General features: G+C 67.3%; 13 protein-coding genes. 10 read left to right on the top strand and 3 right to left on the bottom strand.

Annotation, left to right across the window (positions count from 1 at the left end; all coding sequences use genetic code 11):
• Positions 1-18 precede the first annotated feature (18 nt).
• Positions 19-777, top strand: coding sequence for a Sir2 family NAD-dependent protein deacetylase (locus tag NZU74_07850; GenBank protein MCS6881233.1), 759 nt, complete (start codon positions 19-21; stop codon positions 775-777).
• 124 nt (positions 778-901) lie between these two features.
• Here NZU74_07850 and NZU74_07845 read toward each other — a convergent pair whose 3' ends face one another.
• Positions 902-1411, bottom strand: a complete 510-nt coding sequence (locus NZU74_07845) for an NAD(P)H-dependent oxidoreductase (protein ID MCS6881232.1) — start codon at positions 1409-1411, stop codon at positions 902-904.
• Between the two features lie 556 nt (positions 1412-1967).
• Here NZU74_07845 and NZU74_07840 point away from each other — a divergent pair.
• Positions 1968-2834 carry an alpha/beta hydrolase gene (locus tag NZU74_07840; GenBank protein ID MCS6881231.1) on the top strand — a complete coding sequence of 289 codons (867 nt, stop codon included), beginning with the start codon at positions 1968-1970 and terminating at the stop codon, positions 2832-2834.
• Positions 2835-2945: 111 nt separating this feature from the next.
• On the opposite strand, the gene NZU74_07835 is transcribed toward NZU74_07840, so the two are convergent.
• Both NZU74_07835 and NZU74_07830 read right to left on the bottom strand, forming a co-directional pair.
• Positions 2946-3731, bottom strand: a complete 786-nt coding sequence (locus tag NZU74_07835; GenBank protein ID MCS6881230.1) for a Mut7-C ubiquitin/RNAse domain-containing protein — start codon at positions 3729-3731, stop codon at positions 2946-2948.
• A 251-nt stretch (positions 3732-3982) separates the two neighbouring features.
• Complete coding sequence (locus NZU74_07830) at positions 3983-7342, bottom strand: hypothetical protein (GenBank protein ID MCS6881229.1); 3360 nt, start codon at positions 7340-7342, stop codon at positions 3983-3985.
• A gap of 210 nt (positions 7343-7552) precedes the next feature.
• Between NZU74_07830 and NZU74_07825 the strand changes: the two genes are divergently transcribed.
• The 8 genes from NZU74_07825 to NZU74_07790 all read left to right on the top strand — a co-directional run bounded on the left by NZU74_07825 (position 7553) and on the right by NZU74_07790 (position 17145).
• Positions 7553-7759 (top strand): hypothetical protein, encoded by a 207-nt coding sequence (locus tag NZU74_07825; protein ID MCS6881228.1) that lies wholly within the window; start codon positions 7553-7555, stop codon positions 7757-7759.
• Between the two features lie 212 nt (positions 7760-7971).
• On the top strand, positions 7972-8676 hold the full coding sequence (locus NZU74_07820; GenBank protein MCS6881227.1) for a response regulator transcription factor: 705 nt from the start codon (positions 7972-7974) through the stop codon (positions 8674-8676).
• Positions 8677-9008: 332 nt separating this feature from the next.
• A complete protein-coding gene (locus tag NZU74_07815) occupies positions 9009-9485 on the top strand; it encodes a hypothetical protein (protein ID MCS6881226.1) in 477 nt (158 codons plus the stop codon).
• A gap of 35 nt (positions 9486-9520) precedes the next feature.
• Positions 9521-11080, top strand: a complete 1560-nt coding sequence (locus NZU74_07810) for an alpha/beta fold hydrolase (protein ID MCS6881225.1) — start codon at positions 9521-9523, stop codon at positions 11078-11080.
• Positions 11081-11320: 240 nt separating this feature from the next.
• A complete protein-coding gene (locus tag NZU74_07805) occupies positions 11321-11713 on the top strand; it encodes a phage holin family protein (GenBank protein MCS6881224.1) in 393 nt (130 codons plus the stop codon).
• Between the two features lie 149 nt (positions 11714-11862).
• Positions 11863-12549 carry a Bax inhibitor-1/YccA family protein gene (locus NZU74_07800; GenBank protein MCS6881223.1) on the top strand — a complete coding sequence of 229 codons (687 nt, stop codon included), beginning with the start codon at positions 11863-11865 and terminating at the stop codon, positions 12547-12549.
• A gap of 114 nt (positions 12550-12663) precedes the next feature.
• Positions 12664-14904 carry a prolyl oligopeptidase family serine peptidase gene (locus NZU74_07795; GenBank protein ID MCS6881222.1) on the top strand — a complete coding sequence of 747 codons (2241 nt, stop codon included), beginning with the start codon at positions 12664-12666 and terminating at the stop codon, positions 14902-14904.
• A 36-nt stretch (positions 14905-14940) separates the two neighbouring features.
• Positions 14941-17145: an alpha/beta hydrolase gene (locus NZU74_07790; protein ID MCS6881221.1), complete on the top strand. Its 2205-nt coding sequence runs from the start codon at positions 14941-14943 to the stop codon at positions 17143-17145.
• Positions 17146-17355: the final 210 nt, after the last annotated feature.

The following is a 17355-nucleotide window of genomic DNA, read 5'->3' as shown; positions in this document are numbered from 1 at the left end:
CGGAGTTGAGGAAGGCTTATGCGCACAGAGCTTGGGCGAGCGATCGAACTGGCGGCGGCAGCGCAACGGGTAGTGGTTCTTACTGGCGCCGGTTTCAGCCGGCCCTCCGGCATCCCCGATTTTCGCAGCGCAGATGGCCTCTGGGCGCGCAGCGATCCCTCCGAAGTGGCTTCACTGCGGGCGTTCCGGCGCGATCCTGACGGCTTCTACCGCTGGCTCAACGAGCTGATCGAGCCGATCCTGGCGGCGCGTCCGAACCCGGCGCATCTGGCCATCGCCGAGTTCGAGGCCGCCGGGCGCGTGACGGGGGTGATCACCCAGAACATTGACGGATTGCACCAGCAGGCCGGCTCGCGCCGCGTCTATGAACTCCATGGGCACCTGCGGACCGCGACGTGCTTCGAGTGCGAACGGCAGGCGCCGGGCGAGAAGCTGCTGCCGATGATCCGGCAGGGGCGCGCGCCGCGCTGCGCATGCGGCGGAGTATTTAAGCCCGACGTCGTGCTCTTTGACGAGGGGTTGCCGCTGGGGTTGCTCTGGCTGGCCCAGGCGCTGCTCGAACAGTGCGACCTGCTGCTGGTAGCCGGAACCTCGCTCGAAGTGGCCCCGGTCTGCGACCTGCCGCTGATCGCCGCCCGCCGCGGCGCCCGGATGATCATCGTGAACCTGGAGGAGACGTATCTGGATCAACAGGCCGATGCGGTGGTCCGCGAGGATGTGGCGACGGCTATTCCGGCAATCGTCGCCGGGGCGCTGGAGCGGGGCGCGCGGCAGTAGCGCGCGCGTCTTCACTTTTACCGCGGAGGGCGCAGGAGGATGGGCTGGATGAAACCTCCGCGCCCTCCGCGGCGAACACGTGTCGGTAGACGTGAACGCCGTCACGGCATGAATGGCGGCCCTCTCAACGCTTCAGTCGTTCTGCAATTTCGGCCACGCGGCGGCCCAGCGCGCGGCCCTGGGCGCGGTCCTCATCGGTAATGCCGCCGATGGCAGTGGCGCCGTAGTAGGAGCCGGAACGTTCCATCGTCGGGGTCCATGGCAGCCCGACGATGATCATCCCGCTGCCAAGCTCCCAGTGCAGCACATTGAGGAGGGTGAACTCGGTGCCCGAGTGCCGCCCGGCGCTGGTGGTGAAGGCCGCGCCCACCTTGCCCGCGAGCAGGCCCTCCTCCCACATATCCCCTGTCGTATCCAGCCAGCGTTTGAGCGAGCCTTTGATACCCGTCCAGTTCGGTGTGCCGATAATGATCGCGTCGGCTTCGAGCAGATCCTCGCGCGAAGCGTCGGGAAGCTTGAGGAGCGACACGCTTGCGCCCGACACTTCCTGCGCGCCAGCGGCCACTTCCTGGGCTAGCGCGGCCAGCAGATCGCCGTGATCGTAGAGCACCAGCACTCGGCAGGGATCACCCATGAGCGCACCTCCTTTACGTGCCCGGCAACCCCGGCAGCGCACCAACCGAAGCAGCCATCGGCGCCAGACAAGCCGCGAGCCGCTGGCGCGGGCCGGGAGCGGGTTTCAGCTTTTCTCTGTGTTGCGGGATCGGGGTGGATAATGCCGCTTATTATAGCAAACCCTGTCAAATAGTGTGGTAGGATTCCGTGCGGAGGCAGGGGCGATGCACCATCTCCGGGTCAAGCCCCGAACTTCACGTTGGTTCTGGCAGCATAGCGGCCAGAACCAACGAAAAACCACCCTGGCGCGCCGTGTAGCCGCTCCAGACCCGCCACCGAAGGCGGGCGTTGCACGAGGCCGGTGGGCAGAGGGGTCAGAGGCGCCTGCCGAGTTTCGGCCCTGCCGGTGAGCCGGGGTATGGGGAAATCGGGTTTCTCCAAGTGCCGAATACCTCCATTTTGCATCTGGAGCATGGCGCCGCCAGGCGTCAGGAGAGGATTTGAGAGGACCACGCCCTTCCAGAAACATCCCTGGGTTCTGGCGCCCCGGCCAGGCCCCTACGGAGGATGACACCATGCACAATCTGAAGGAACAGGTCAACGTCGAGGCCACGACGGTCACGGTCGAAGGGTTCCGCCTGCGGGTGCTGACGGCGGGTGAAGGACCGGCGGTGCTGCTGTTGCACGGCTTCCTGGTCAACGCCGATGACTGGCGCCCCACCATCGCATGTCTGGCCGAGGCGGGCTACCGGGCAATCGCCCCGGACACGCTGGGCTTCGGGTACTCGGATAAGCCGGGAGGCGCGGCTTACAGCCTCCAGCGGTTTGCGGACCTCAATGTCGGCCTGCTCGACGCCCTGGGGGTGCAATCCGCCGCCGTGGTCGGGCACTCGATGGGGGGCAAGCACGCCCTGGCGACGACAGTGCTCTACTCGCAGCGCGTCTCGCGGCTGTTGATCGCCGACAGCGAGGGATTTATGCAATTGCCGCTGTTTATGCGCAAAGGCGGGTCGCTGCCCTTCCTGGGCGAGAGCATTCTCTCTCTCTCCGCACTCACGCCGGTGATCCGCATGCAACTTGCCGCCGCCTTTGCCGACCCGGCGCGCTACGTCACCCCTGAGCTGATCGCCCGCGGGCGCGCCACTCTTGGCGATCGCCGCATTCGCGACACGACGCTGGCGATGAGCCGTCACTTCGAGGCCAACGATCTCAAGGGCAGCGGCCTCTGGGAGCGCCTGAAGGAGATCCGCTGCCCGGTGCTGATCGTCTGGGGCGAGCAGGATCGTCTGTTCCCGGTCAAGTATGCGCGGGAGGCGCAGGCCGCCATTCCGGGCTCGCAACTGGTGATCATTCCCCGTTGCGGCCACTTTCCGCAGATCGAGGCCCAGGAACGTTTCCATGGCTTGCTGCTTGGCTTTCTGGCCGGTCAGGAGCTGCGCTGAGGCTGATTCAGCTTCTGGGAGGGTTCTGTGCTCCTGGGTGCAACCCTGAGGGTTGCAATGTGGGTGCAACTCTCAGGGTTGCACCCACGTTTGGATTGATCGGGCGGCTCATTATCCTGTGAGGGCCCGGTCAATCAATTCCTGCATCCGCTTCACATGGGAGCCGCACCAGTAGATCCGCCCGCAATCCTGGCAACGCCAGAACTCGTCGTAGTAGCGCCGGGTCTTTGGCTGGAGCTGATCGATGATCTCCGCTTTGGCCACCGGCGCCGTGAGGCCGTTGCAGCGCATGCAACGCCGGAAGGGCCGCGCGCTGGCCCGCAGGCCGAAGCGCCGCGCCACCTCGCGCACCTGCGCCTCCGGGTCGGTGGCGCGAACAAACGCGCCATGAACGACCGCGCCGCGCATCAGCAGCCGCACATCGCGGGTGAGCAGGACGCGCTCCTCGGCGCGGGCAAGGGCCACCAGTTCGGCGTCGCTCTGGTCGTTGCGATACCGTGTGTCGAAGCCGAGCATGCGCAGGTAGGCGGCCAGACGCCCCAGGTGCACATCGCAGGCGAAGCGCAGCACGGCCAGCGGCGGGCGCAAGGGAACCCCGTCTGGCGGCGCCTCTTCGGGCGAGAAGACGTCAATCACTGCGCCGGGCGCGACCCGCGCGCCAAAGCTCGCTGGCGCGCCGTTGATGGTCAGCGCCCCGATCTCCGGATGTGGCACGCCGGCCACCTCGACCACATGCTTGACGGTTTCATGGGCCGACCAGGGTAATGTAACAGGCCGGCCACGTTGTGCGTGAGGCAGGAAGTCGTTTAGCGCGCCGTGGCAGCGCACGGTGACGAGGGGAACGGGGGCCGGGAGCGGTTGGGAGGGCGAAGCCCCTTCGGAGCGATCGTTTTGCATACCGTTGCGCGCGGCGTATGGGCGGCTACGGTGTGGTTGTCCTCACCCTCCCCTGGCCCCCTCCCTCTCCACTGCAGGTGGAGAGGGAGGGGGCGCCGAGCGTAGCGAGGCGGGGGAGGGTGAGGAGCGCCACTCTGATGCGTAGAAGGGCGAGGGCTGTCATCTTCGGGCTGGGGCGTGACTATCTGCTGCACATCTTCACACCTTACAGCTCTACACCTCCACACCTCTACACGACGGCTTGCCGGGCATTACCCGGCGACCGGCTCACCGGTGCCCAGCAGACCGCAGTGGGCGGGGATGGCACGCAGAAAGGCGTCGCGGCGCTCGGGCCGCAATAGGGCGGCGCGCCGCTCGAGCTCGGCGCGCGCCCGGGCGTGGAGTTGCGCGCCACGGGGGTCGTCCGCCGCCCCCAGCACCTCGGCGGCGGCGCGCAGCGCGCGCACCGGCTCTTCGGCGCCGATAAGCTGCCCACTGAGCAGCAACGGCAGGCAGGGTTCCAGGCGCCTCCGGGCCGCACGCGGTTCGCCCTGCAGGTACAGCGCCTGGGCCTCGGCAGTGGCGGCCTCGGCGGCCTGCACGGAGTGGCCCACGGCCTCGTCGGCGGCCCGTGCCTTGGCGAAGGCTGCCGCGGCCTCGGCATAGCGCCCGAGGCCCGCCAGGCCGCGCCCCAGCAGCAGGTACGCCTTGCGCTGGAGGCGTTGATAGCCCTCGTCGCCGGCGATCCGCAGCGCCTCGCCGGCGAGGGCGTGGGCGCGGGCTACGTCGCCGCGCAGTTCAGCAGCGCGGGCGCGGCCAAGCAGCGCCGAACAGTGCGGGTGCGGCATATCCAGACGCATTGCGCCATGTAGCGCGTGCGCGTAGATCGCATCGGCCTCCTCGATCGTGCCCTGGGCGAGCAAGGCGTTGCCCAGCATGGCCGTAAGATGGACGCTGATGAAGCCGTGGACCGTCTCACCGGCATAGCCAGCGGCATGGCGCATCTGCTCCTCGGCAGCCGCCAGGCGCCCTTCAGCCGTAGCAACCGCGATCTGAAGCGACCAGTGCCAGAAGCGCAACTGGAAATGCTCGGGCGCTTGCGAACGAACGGAGCGTCGCTCAAGCAGTGCCCGGGCCGAGGTCAGATCGCCGATCTCTACCGCGAGATGGGCCTCGGCGTACCAGAGCAGGATCAGGTCGAGGGAGGGCTCGCGGTCGTCGAAGCGTTGACTGGCGGCCGCGACCGTTGCGCGCATCAACGCGAGATCGCCATGCCGCCAGGCCAGGCGGGCGAGCAGGCTCCGGTTCTCCAGTTCGCCCTGCCGGTCCTCACGGCGAATCGCAGCGGCCAGGGCGCGCTCCAGGAGCGGGCGAGCGGCCCGATAGCGAGTCTGGACGTAAAACTGGGTGCCCTCGAGCTGGTCAATGCGCGCCGAGAGCGTGTCGTCGTCGGCGGGGGCGAAGGCGCGGGCCTGTTCCATGGCCGCGCGCGCCTGAGGGGCGTCACCCCGGTGCACAAGGAGCCGGGCTGCGGCCAGCAGCAGTTCGATGATCTCCAACCCATTTGCGCGGCTCACCGTGTGCGGCGCGCCGCTCCCGCCCAGGGCCGCTACCGCCCGCTGGCACTGCGCGGCGCCTTCCTGAAAGAGGCCGAGGGCGTACCACACCTGGACCATACCAGGGCGCAGCCGCACGATGTACTCGCGATTGCGCCGGGCGACGGCCCAGCCCCAGGCGAGGTTCAGATCGCTCCAGTGGTCTATCAGGTCGTAGATCGCGTTCGCGTTACGGGCAACTTGTTCGTCCACCGTGGCAACCAGGCGGATGAAATGGCCGGCGTGGCGCAGTTCGGCCTGGGCCTGTTCATCGGGAAGTTGCGCCAGTTCCTCGGCGGCGATGCGCCGCACCAGCGGATGCAGGCTGTAGGCGCGCTCACCGGCGCGGCTGAGCAACCCGTAGTCAAGCAGCATTTCCAGCACCTGAGGCGTGCAGCCGCCCACCGCCCGGGCCGCCGGGCGATCAAAGGCTCCGGGGAAGATGGCCAGGCGCCGCAGGACCATGGCCTCTTCGGGGCTGAGCCGCGCGCAGGACCAGCGGATCACGGCGTCGAGGCGGCGCTGCCGTACCGGCAGGTCGGTCTCGTCGCTGACCAGCAGGTCGAGACTACAGGCAAGTTCATCGGCGATTGCGGCGCAGTCGAGGGCCCGCAGCCGCCCGGCGGCGAGCACGATGGCCAGCGGCAGCCCGTTGACCAGTTGGCAGATGCGGACGATATGCGGGTAGTCGTCGAGGCCCGGCGGGTGCTGGAGGCGCACCGCCCGCGCCCGTTCCAGGAAGAGCTGGCCCGCGGCGCTGCCCGGCAGATCCTCGGGGCCGGCGGGCAGGCTGAGGCCGCCCAGATCGAAGACCCACTCCGCCGCGAGCCGCAGCCGCACCCGCGAGGTCACCAGCAGGCGCACTTCGGGCGCGGCGGCGAGGATCGCGCTGACCAGCGGGGCCACCGCAGGTTCCACCTCGGCGTTGTCAATGATCAGCAACAGCCGGCGCGCGGCCAACCAGCCCAGCAGAACCGCTTGCGGATCGGCGCCCGGCTCGACCATGAGCTTGAGGCTGCGCAGGACCGTCTGCGCGAGCTGGCGTACCTCACCAGGGCTGGACCGGTCGGCTTCATCGCAGGTGACCAGGAAAACCCCATCGGGAAAGGCAAGCTCGTCGGGCAGGGCGGGCCGGGTAAAGGCCGCGGCAAGCTCGAGGGCGAGGCGCGTCTTGCCCGCGCCGCCGATGCCGGTGATGGTGACCAGGCGGCAATCGGGCTGCAGCAACTGGGTGGTGAGCAGGGCGCGTTCAGCCGGGCGATCAACAAAGGCCGTGGCGCGCGCCGGCAGATTGTGGGGCGGGGCGAGCGGCCCGGCCTGAAGCTGTTCATAGAGGCGGAGGGTCTCGAGTTGCGGCTCGACGCCGAACTCGCGCTGGAGGAGATCGCGACACCGGGCGAACTGGTGCAGCGCGGCGGCGCGCTGGCCATCGCGGGCCAGCAGGCGCATCAGGCCACGGTGGGCTTCCTCACGCCATGGCTCCTCAGCAAGCAGGCGGCGCGTGGTCGCAATTGCGGCCCGCAGATCGCCGGCCCGCTCCTCGGCGCCGGCCAGTCGCTCCAGCACGGCCACGTACTGGTCGCGCAGCCGCTCGCGCTCGTAGTGCAACCAGTCATCGAAGGCGGGCGCATCGCGGAGGTGGAAGCCACGGGCGAACTCACCGCTGTAGGTGGCGGCAGCGGCGCGCAGGGCCTCCAGATCATCCCGCTGGAGCGCCAGGCGGGCCGCGGCCTCGAAGTCGGCCACGTCGAGGGCGATGGTGAGGGTCGGGGCAAGCGTGACCGTCTGCTTGTCGGCCTGGAGGTCATCGCCGAGCACGGCCCGCAGATCGCGCAGCGCGTTGCTGAGGGCCATGGCCGCCTTCGGCTCATCGCTCTCGCTGGCGATCAGCGTGGCGAGGGTGGCGCGGGCCTGCGAGCGCCCCGCGCAGGCCAGGTAGATCAGGAGCGCCAGGCTGGCCCGGCGTGAAAAGCGCAGCGGCTGGCCGTCAAGCTCAACGGCGATGGCACCAATCAGCTTGAGGGTCAAGGTTGTCATACCAGAGCCATGATACGCCTTTGACAAGATTCTGACAAGGTGAGGGAGTATCCTGTTGCCGCTTTCGCAAAGTATTCCTCCCGCGGCGGAGGCTGGAGCCTGACCCGGGGACGCAGCAACAGCCCTGGGTGGTCGGGGGCGCGGTCTGGAGCCGCGCAAGATAGCGTGGCACGCGGCGACAAGCCGCGCCGACACCAGAGGTGCAAGACAATGAGCGTGATCCGTCTCGCCGGGGTGCTGGCCTTCGCCGTTGTCCTGCTCGCGCTGCCTGCGCTCATGGTTGTGGTTCCCAGGAACCTGCCCAACACCAGCGGTGGCGCCTGGCCCCTGGTGGTCGCCGGCTCGGCCCTGCTCGGCGCCCCTGGGGGCCTTCGGCCTGCGCCGCCTTGTCGCGACGCAGGCGCCTGTCATATCTGAGACGCGCTGAGGGATGGAGCACAGAGCGAGCCTGGCGAAACGAACCCTCCCACGGTTAGGGATATAGAGAAAGCCGGGTTCCTCACCCTCCTCCGCCTCGCTGCGCTCGACGCCCCCTCCCTCTCCACTGCAGGTGGAGAGGGAGGGGGTTGGGGGGAGGGTGAGGACCACACGCCTCACATGTCGTATAGCTTGAGGCCCCAGGAATAGCCATGGCTGAGCCAATAACCATTCGCATCCTGACGATTGACCCGCTACTGCTTGTCCACGCCGGCGTGCGCCAGTTGCTCGCCGCCTTTCCCGACCTGCAACTGGTCGGCGAGGCTTTTGACCTCCATGACGCGCTCCGGCTCGGCCCGGCGCGCGCGGCGACCGTCGCGCTCGTCGAGATTGACGCGCTCGGGCCGGAGTGGCCCGCGGCGCTTCGTCGGCTGCTCGAGGCGCTGTGCATCCCCCTGGTCGTGTTTACCCTGGAGGCCGATGCCGAACGGGTGCGGGAGGCGCTCAGGGCCGGCGCGCGGGGCTATCTGCTCAAGAATACCAGGCCGCTGGCCCTGGCCCAGGCCCTGCGCAGCATCGCCGCCGGCCAGCAGGTCTTCGCCCCTGAGGTCCTGGGCATCACCTTCTCGGCGCAGTCACGCGACCTGGGGGTTGAAACGCTCACGCGGCGGGAGCGCGAGGTGCTGGCCCTGCTGGCGCATGGACTTTCCAACGATGAGATCGGGGCGCGCCTGTGCGTGAGCCGCGCGACGGTCAAGTTCCACTGCGGCCAGATCTTCGCCAAGCTCGGGGTGCAGAGCCGATCCCAGGCTGTCGCTGTGGCCTATGCCCGCAACCTGGCGCCGCGGCTGATTGCCGAGACTGAGCCGGTGGCGCAACGCCCACTCCGTGGTACGGCGCGCGCCCGGAGCGCATAGGGCGATGCCAGTTTGGATTTTGGATTTCGGATTTCGGATTGCCGTATATGGCCTTCCAATGAGATCTGGCGATTATGCGCACGCACTGACTCAAGACGAATCTGGTCTGACATACCCGGTCAGGCTTACCGCAGAGTGCGCGGAGGATCGAGGAAGCCAGGCTTGTTGAAGATCTCTGCGCTTCTCGGCGCCCTCCGCGGCGCCGAAGGTTTGGTAAATGTAAATGCTATCTGACAGGTTTTTGACAGGGCGCCGGAGTACGCTCTTCCTGAGCCGTCGATAGGGCGGTGTTCAATAGGGTGCACTGCACCAGGCAGAAGGAGGTAAACAGGATGACAGGCAAGGCGAGTTTCAGCGCGGAGGAATGGCAGCAGGTTGCGAAGCTGCCGATGCTGGTCGCGGAGTACGTTGGCAAGGCATCGAAGGGTGGTCTGATCGGAAACATCAAAGAGGCGTTCGCTGTCCTCGGCAGCCTGAAAGGCGAGGCGGAAAGCGCCGGGGGCCTGCAGATCATCAAGGATCTGATGGCCGATATGCAGGAGCAGAAGCCGGCCTCTTCCAGTGAGGGACCGAGCGCCCCGAAGTCGAACGACGCGATCTTGTCCGAGCTTGGCTCTGCATTGGCGCTGGTTGACAGCAAGGCGCCCGGCGAGGCGTCGGCCTTTCGCCAGTGGCTGTACCAGGCGGCGGTAAAGGTGGCCGAGGCCAACACGGAAGGCGGGTTTCTGGGGATGGGCGGTACGCCGGTGAGCGCCGAAGAGCAGTCTGCTCTCGCCGATCTCGCCAGGGTGCTCAACGTCACGGCCTGATCGGCATACTATCAGGTGAAGAAGGTCCAGAGGGTATGGCCTTGCGTCGAGGATCTGACATCGTCGTGGCGGCGAACGGCTTTCAGCGCATCTCCGCGTTTTCCGTCTGGACAGCAATCGCGGGGCTGATCCTCGGCGGAGTGGCGGCCGGCGTTGCACGCCTCTTCCAGGGCGGCAAGCCAGCGGCCGATCTGACCGTCACCAGCCTGATCGTCTTCCTCACCGTAAGCGCAGCGGGGGCGTTGAGCTGGTGGCTGCTTATCACCCGCCGGCGCCGTGTCAGCGAGGGCCGCGGGGCCATGGCCGGCGCGCTCACGGCCCTGCTGGGCTACCTGCTGGTCTACCAGGTGTCACACCTGGTCTATGGGCTGGCGTCCCCCTGGTTCTACGGCGAGAGCCTGGCCCAGCGCGTCGTAACCGGCCTGATGATCTCGCTGGTGACGCTGGTCTTCAGCGGGTGGTTCATGGTCACGCTGCTCGCCCTGACCGGCGCCCTGCTCGCTCTGGGGCAGATCGCGCTATCGCCGGGGATGGAGCGCGCCCTGACCCCGCGCCTGCGGAGCGCAGGGCGCCGTGTAGCGGCGTTCCTGCGCGGGCGCCCGCTGGTCCAGGCCCTGGTGAGCGGTCTGATCCTGATCGCCCTCGTCGTCGTCAGCCTTGGCGCCTGGGTCTGGACGCGCCCGCTCTTCGTGAGCGACCTGGTCACCACCCCGGCGCCGGTAACCGACTACAACACGAGCGTCGCCGCGATCCGGGCGCGGATCGCGGCGGAACTGGCCGACTCCAGTCTCAATCCGAATTGCGCAAGTCGCCTCTTCACGCCGGGCCGGCGCGCCGAGCGGGTGGTGGTTTTCTTTCACGGCTTTACCAACTGTCCGGCCCAGTTCGTGCCGCTGGCCGAGCAACTGGCGGCGCGGGGCTATGCCGTCTACATCCCCCGCCTGCCCCGCCATGGCCACGCCGACCGCCTGACCGACGACCTGGCCGGGCTGACCGCGAACGAACTGGTCAGCTTCACCGGCCAGAGCATCGATCTGGCTCAGGGCCTCGGCGCCGAGGTGATTGTCGCCGGCCTTTCAGCCGGCGGGACGCTGGCGGCCTGGGCCGCGCAGCAGCGCGGCGATGTGGCGCAGGCGGTGTTGATCGCGCCGCTATTCCACATCGCGGGCCTGCCACCCTTCTCGATTCGCCCGGCGGCAAGCGCCATTCTGGCGACCCCGAACTTCTACATGTGGTGGGACAACGAAGCGCGCGAGCGGGCCATCGGCCCGCCCTACGCCTACCCCCGCTACCCCGTCCACGCTGTCGGCGCCCTCCTGCGTCCGAGCTTCGCCGTGCAGGACAATGCCGCACGGAAGGCGCCGGAGGTTCGGAACATCCTGCTGGTGAACAACGACGCGGACGGGGCGATCAGCAATGGCGCCACTGCGGCCTTTGGCGAGTCGTGGGCGCGCAACGGCGCGACTGTCCGCACCTACACCTTCCCCGCCGAACTGAACCTTGACCACGATGTCATTGACCCGAACCACCCGAAACAGCGCATTGATCTGGTCTATCCGGTTTTGATCAGCTTGATCGAAGGGACACACCCGTGAGTTGTGACCGCCCTGCGGTGTGATCGGCCTATGCTGCCTGTAAACGACCCGTGGGGACGCAGCGTGCTGCGTCCTGACGGACCGCCGAATAGTCGGTGAACGACGTTTTTCGGTAACCCCGCCCTCTCCCCAACCCTCGCCCGCTGGGCGAGGGATTCCGGCGCCTCCCCCAACGGGGAGAGGTTGGGAGGGGGGCGGAAATGCAAGTAAACCTGCTGAATGAACCAGGAGCAATAATCCATGGACACGTTACCAATCGTCGCCCTGATCGTATCCCTCGTCCTCAATACGCTTCTCGGTGCTCTGGTCATCTGGATCGTGAGCAAGCTCAACGTCGGCTTGACCGTCGCCGGGTTCGACGGCGCGATTGTGGCAGCGATCGTCATCGCCATTCTCACGATCATCATCAACGTCCTGCTGGCCTCCGTGTTCATCGCTACGGGCACTTCCCCGGGTATCTGGAGCGGCCTCCTGGGTCTGATCGTCGCGGTAGTCGTGCTCCTGCTCGGTGATAAGATCCTGCCCGGTATGAAGGTTGACGGCATCGTGGGGGCACTTTTTGCCGCGGTCGCGATCGGCCTGGTGAACATGCTTATCGGGTTCGTGGTCATCGGTTTGCAACAGGTTTTTTAACGTCGAGGCAATGGCGCGAAGGCGCAACGGGTTCGTGGTAGTAATGCCAGGCCTTTGCGCCATTGCATCACAGCGATCACCGGTGACCAACTATCGGCATACCATTGGTGCGCTAGAGCCAGTGAGGTAAACGCTTGAACACTTCATCAATGTCTTCCGCTACGACCCTCCAGGTGACTGCGGAGCAGCGGTCGATGGCGGGAGTCTACGCCTGGATGGTGCTCGGTCTGGGCATCACCGGGGCCGTCGCCTGGTTCGCCGCGAACACGCCGGCGTTCATCGGGTTCTTGCAGTCGAGTATCTGGGTTCTCTTCGGCCTGTTCGGGGTACAGTTGGTGGTGGCGATTGTCCTGGGTATGCTGGTGATGCGGCTCCCCCCCGCGGTGACAATCGTGCTGTTTCTCGTCTACTCGGCGCTCACCGGGCTGACCATCTCGCTGTTCGTGTTGATCTACCCGATCCAGGCGATCGTGATCGCCCTCCTTGTGACCGCCGGCATCTTCGGCGCCCTGAGCGTCTACGGCTTCGTAACGAAGCGCGATCTGTCGGGCTGGGGCCTGTTTCTTTTCTTTGGCCTGCTCGGGTTGCTGCTCGTCTCGACGATCAACTTCTTCTTCGTGCGCAGCGGCTGGCTGGACTGGGCGCTTTCGGTCGGCGGCGTGCTGCTCTTCGCGGGCATGACCGCCTACAATACCCAGCAGACCAAGAGGCGGGTCGCCGAGGCCCGTGATGCGTATGGCGCGCGCCAGGCGACGATCTACGGCGCCTTCGCGCTGTACCTGAACTTCATCAACATGTTCCTGCGCGTGCTTGCCCTCACCGGAAGGCGGCGGTAGTGGCTGCGGCGCCCGCAGAAGCCGGAGGGCCGCAGCGCGCTGCGGCCGTACGGGGGCCGGTGTTCATCGCGGCGTTGTGCATCCCGCATATGGGAGTCTGATAAGGAGTATCCTGTGGCACAGCCTCATCGCCTCGGTCTGATCGTCATCCTGCTTGCCCTGCTGCTCAGCACCCCTCCGGTTTTTGCCCAGACCGGCACCCCCACCGTTATCGAAGAGAGGAAGAACATCTACCTCGTCGATGGCACAAAGGGGTCGCTTCCAAATCTGCTCCCAGCCGAAGATGTGGAGAAGATCGTCACACTACGGAGCGCGGGGTGGGGTACCTCGTACAGGGTCGTAAGCCCGGTCAGCCCCGACGACCAGGCGTTTCTCGCAGCCTATGGACCCGAGCTGTTTCTCGTCAATGTGCGCGACGGCGGGGTGACGCCAGTGACCTCTGATCAGCGGTTCTCTGCCTCCACGAACTATGTCTGGCTCGATGACTACACCCTCGGATTTCTCACGATAACCAAAAACGGCTACAGCGGGGGCAATATCGATCGTCGCACCGGGAGGGCGACGATCGGCGAGCCTCGGCTGAGCAAGGCGGTTCGCTGGGTCGGTGAGAAGCAGGTCCCTATCTTATTCTCGCCCAACCATCAGAAGCTGCTGCTCTTGGACACGACAGATGCGAAACCGGCGTCGTTCCCGTCCCTGAGCGCCTCCGGCCAGGGCGACGTGCTCGACCCGGGCTTCACGCCGCTTCCGAGCCTGGTGAGGTTCCTGGTCACCGAGGGCGCACGCTTCAAAGTTGTCGACGTGGACAGCGGCGTGGCGCACGAGGTGCTCACGGTCGAGCCGAACACGCTGATCGCCGATGTCACCTTCAGCCAGAACGGTGACAAGTTCAGCCTCACCAGCTGGTCGATTGCCGACACGGATACCCGCAGCTTCGACGGGGTCAAGCTTACCGAGTTCGGCTATCGTGACGCGACGGGCAATCTGGCGCCTGAGGAGAACATCTTCCTCCAGAGCAACGCCGTCACGATCCTCGATTTTCCAAGCGGCGTCGTGCGCCGCATGCGTGCCGCCGAGAGCGACGGGGTGTTCTACACTGGCACAAGTTGGAGCACCGACAACCAGACGCTCGTTGTGGAAGTAAACACGCCCGGCCGGGTGAAGGGGCGGCGCTACCCGCAGTACTACCCGCAGTTCCACGCTGGCGGTAGCCTGCGCTTCTTCAACAGCGACCTGCAAGAGATTCGCCGACTGGAGCGCCCGGAGCTCGACACCAGCCAGAAGCGGGTAGAATTCGTCTCACCGGACGAGGTGATCATCCAGACCCGCTACGGCACCAACGGGCACCCCTACTATTACAACTTGCGATCGGGCGAATTCCGCAACATCGCCGACCGGGCCGGAGTCTTCCTTGATGTCGTCTCAACGAACCGCTCGCGCGAGATCGTCTTCGTCTACAGCTCGTTCACCGACCCGCCCGAGTACTATCGCATGCGCTGGGACGGTACGGCCTTTGCGCAGCTCACCTGGCGCAACGATGCGGTGCGCAACCTTAGCCAGGCGCGGCAGTACGGGGTCTCGTTCACCCTGCGCAACGGCGAGCGCTTCGAGGGTGTGCTCATCCTGCCCGCCGACGTGCCCTTCCCGCCCCGGCAGGTGCCGATCGTCGTCTGGCAGCCAGGTGGGCCGACCGAGACGGTGCCGAATAGCTGGAGAGATACGGTTGAGGTCCCAACCTCTCTGCTGCCGAACTTCGGCTTCGGGGTGCTGGTCACGCCGCTCTACGGGCGTTACGGGTTTGGGCCTGAGCGCTTCCAGGCCCTGGCCGACGGCAACAACTTCGGGCAGATCGACATCGATGCCCAGGCCGAGATCGTCGCCCAACTGCGGGCGCGGGGCTGGGCCAGCAAAGTCGGCATCGCGGGCTGCTCTTACGGCGGCTACTTCGTTACCCAGAGCGTCACCCGTCACCCCAACACCTATGATGCCGCCCACACGATGTGCTCGATCGTCGACGTCATTACTGAGTGGAGCCGTGGTGGCGGCGAGCTGATCCCCTGGTTGCAGGGCCGGCCGATCTACGCAGCTCTCGAGGAGTACCGCCGCGACTCGCCGATCTACCAGGTTGAGCGGGTGCGGACGCCGCTGCTGGCCTTCCACGGTACGAAGGACTTCTTACCGGTCGCGGTCATGGAGAACTTCATGAGTCAGGTGATCGCCACCGGGACGCCTGCCAGGCTGCTGAAGTTCCAGGACGCTTACCACAACTTCGGCGGAACTGATCTTACCGACACCTACGAGCTCTACGGCGTCCAGGAGCAGGTGCTCTGGTTCCGCCGGTATCTGGGGCAGTAAATCTGGTACAATACAGTCCCCTGGACTGGAGCCGCGATGCAAGACGAGCTCATCTGCTTCTTCGAGCGACCTGGCGCCGCCCACGAGGCCCGGCGCGAGCTGCGCGCGCTTCAGAAAGAGCTGCGGCTGGGCCGCCTGCCCTCGATCGCCGTCGTGACCCGGCCGGCGCGCGACAGCATCCAGTTTGAGCAGGACGGCAATCTGGGGGCCGGGGACGGCATGCGCTTCGGCCTGGTGGTCGGCGCGGTGCTCGGCGCCGTGCTGCTGGCGCCCTTCGTCGGGATCCTGGTAGCCGGCAACGCGCGCCAGGGCCTCGCCACGGCGCCGAGCGTGGACAACTGGGTGATGGCCCTGGCGCTGGTGGTGGCCTTCGCCAGCGGGCTGACGGCGCTGCTCTCGGCCCTCGGCGGCGCGCTGCTGGGCGGGCTGGCCGCCGCGCTGATCAACTTCGGCATCGGCAGCCGCAAACTCTACGCCATCGGTGAGGAACTGGCGGTCGGCCAGGCAGCGCTGGTTACCCGCGTGAGCGCAGCGCAACGGCCGCCTATCGCTGACCTGCTGGCGCTGAGCGGCGGCGCGCTGATGCGCCCGCGGGAGGCCGGCGAGGTCGGCGCGCCGCCTGGCGATGATCCGACCGCCGCCGGCTTCGCGGCGCGGGCCTACGACGCCGGTGTGGGGCGCGCGGGCGCCTACGTTCCCATTACCCTGGAAACGCCGCCGGTTGACCCGCGCCAGCGCGACCTGGTGGTAGCCGAGTGCGCCGATGCCGCCCACGCGCGCCGGGCAGCCCGCGGCCTGCGCCGGCTCCGCCGCACCCTCGGCGGGCTCTCCGCCGGTAATCACGCCATCGTCACCCGCGATGAACAGGGGCGCGCGGGCATCCAGCAGGCCGGGAATGTGACCGCGGGGCGCGGGGCCCTGGTTGGCGGCCTCGCCGGCGCGGCGGGCGGGCTGCTGGTCGGCGGTGCCGCCGGCGCGGCGCTGGCCGGCCTGGCCCTGATGGTCAACCAGGGCACGGCGACCGTGCCAGCCAACGCGGGCGGCTTCATCCTCGCCTTCGGGCTGGTGCTCGGCGCCCTGGGAGCCATCGTCTTCGGACTGGGAGGCGGGCTGCTCGGCGCCGGCGTCGCGCACCTCGTCAACCTGGCCTATAAGGACGCCGACCTGCGCCGCATCGCCGAGACCGTGCCGCCGGGCAAGGCGCTGCTGATCGCCTCGATCTACCACCACGCCGGCCCGGCGACTGTGCAGGCCCTGCGCGCGGAGGGCGCGACCATCCGCCACCTGCCCTTGCCCGCTGCGCAACTGGTCGATGCAACGATCGACGAGGAGCGTCGCGCCGCCCTGAGCCTCGCCGGGGCCGAGGGACCCGAGACGCGGCAACTCATCCCCACCCGCTCCGGTGTGCGCATCTTCGCGGACTGGCATCGCCACGGCCCGCGTACCATCGTGTTGCTGCACGGCGCCGGCGGCGACCACGACGCCTGGCGCGCGCAGTATCCGGCCCTCCACGGCGCGGGCTTCTCTACCCTGGCCCTCGACCTGCGCGGCCACGGCTACTCGGATCGCCCGCGCGACGCCGAGGATTATCGGCTCGAGCGCTTCGCCGAGGACGTCTACGATGTGCTGGAGGCCCTGGCGATCCGCGACTTCATTATGGTCGGCCACTGCTTCGGCGGCATGGTCACGACGATGTTTCACCAGGCCCACCCGCACCTCAGCAAGGGCTACCTGCTGCTCGACACGGCCGCCCGCGCCCCCGCCGCGCCGGGCTGGGTGGCGACCCGCGCGCCCTGGGTGATCGGCATGCTCGGGCGGCTGCTCGAACTGCTCCCCGCCGACCGGCGCGCCCTGCTGCCCAACACCATGGACGCCTTCAAGGGCACGGGCGACATCCAGCTCAACCGGCTGATGGCCGACGCCTCGCACACCACCCTGCGCGCCTGGCTGATGATCTACCGCGGCATCGCCCAGTACGACGGCGTGGCCTCCCTGCGCTCGATGACCCAGCCGGTGTGGGTGGTCGTCGGCGAGGAAGACACCGTATTCACTGTCGAGGATTCAAAAATCATCCAGCGCCACGTGCCCGGCTCGCGGCTGATCACCGTGCCGGGAGCGAATCATATCATTGTGGTGAACAACCCCGAGGTAGTCGAGCAGGTGATCCTCGACTTCATCTACGATACGGGTGTCTTTGAGAGGCGCGCGGCCGTGGCGACTGCCCGCGCAACGGGGGCTTGACGGGGCGCCGGGGTATGTTGCTCGCCTCCTGCCACGGCAGCAGCCCCATACGTCATGGCTCAAATGAGCATGACAGTGCGGGCCTCACCCCGAGAGGCCTCACCGTTTGACACTGCCAATTCGCTGTGCGGCTCCCGCATGCTGTTACCCTGAGCGAAGCGAAGGGTCCCGGTATCAAGACGCCGAGATGCTTCGCTGCGCTCAGCATGA

This window comes from Chloroflexaceae bacterium (assembly GCA_025057155.1).
GTDB lineage: Bacteria > Chloroflexota > Chloroflexia > Chloroflexales > Chloroflexaceae > JACAEO01.
Note: the sequence above shows the minus strand (reverse complement) of the source record. Positions and strands in the feature narration are given on the sequence as shown.

What these genes read in the sequence shown, in the direction of transcription:
- NZU74_07810 (MCS6881225.1), top strand. Translation starts at nt 9,521, where the DNA reads ATGGCCTTGCGTCGAGGATCTGACATCGTCGTGGCGGCGAACGGCTTT.
- NZU74_07835 (MCS6881230.1), bottom strand. Translation starts at nt 3,731, where the DNA reads ATGCAAAACGATCGCTCCGAAGGGGCTTCGCCCTCCCAACCGCTCCCG.
- NZU74_07850 (MCS6881233.1), top strand. Translation starts at nt 19, where the DNA reads ATGCGCACAGAGCTTGGGCGAGCGATCGAACTGGCGGCGGCAGCGCAA.
- NZU74_07805 (MCS6881224.1), top strand. Translation starts at nt 11,321, where the DNA reads ATGGACACGTTACCAATCGTCGCCCTGATCGTATCCCTCGTCCTCAAT.
- NZU74_07800 (MCS6881223.1), top strand. Translation starts at nt 11,863, where the DNA reads ATGTCTTCCGCTACGACCCTCCAGGTGACTGCGGAGCAGCGGTCGATG.
- NZU74_07815 (MCS6881226.1), top strand. Translation starts at nt 9,009, where the DNA reads ATGACAGGCAAGGCGAGTTTCAGCGCGGAGGAATGGCAGCAGGTTGCG.
- NZU74_07830 (MCS6881229.1), bottom strand. Translation starts at nt 7,342, where the DNA reads ATGACAACCTTGACCCTCAAGCTGATTGGTGCCATCGCCGTTGAGCTT.
- NZU74_07825 (MCS6881228.1), top strand. Translation starts at nt 7,553, where the DNA reads ATGAGCGTGATCCGTCTCGCCGGGGTGCTGGCCTTCGCCGTTGTCCTG.
- NZU74_07790 (MCS6881221.1), top strand. Translation starts at nt 14,941, where the DNA reads ATGCAAGACGAGCTCATCTGCTTCTTCGAGCGACCTGGCGCCGCCCAC.
- NZU74_07840 (MCS6881231.1), top strand. Translation starts at nt 1,968, where the DNA reads ATGCACAATCTGAAGGAACAGGTCAACGTCGAGGCCACGACGGTCACG.
- NZU74_07820 (MCS6881227.1), top strand. Translation starts at nt 7,972, where the DNA reads ATGGCTGAGCCAATAACCATTCGCATCCTGACGATTGACCCGCTACTG.
- NZU74_07845 (MCS6881232.1), bottom strand. Translation starts at nt 1,411, where the DNA reads ATGGGTGATCCCTGCCGAGTGCTGGTGCTCTACGATCACGGCGATCTG.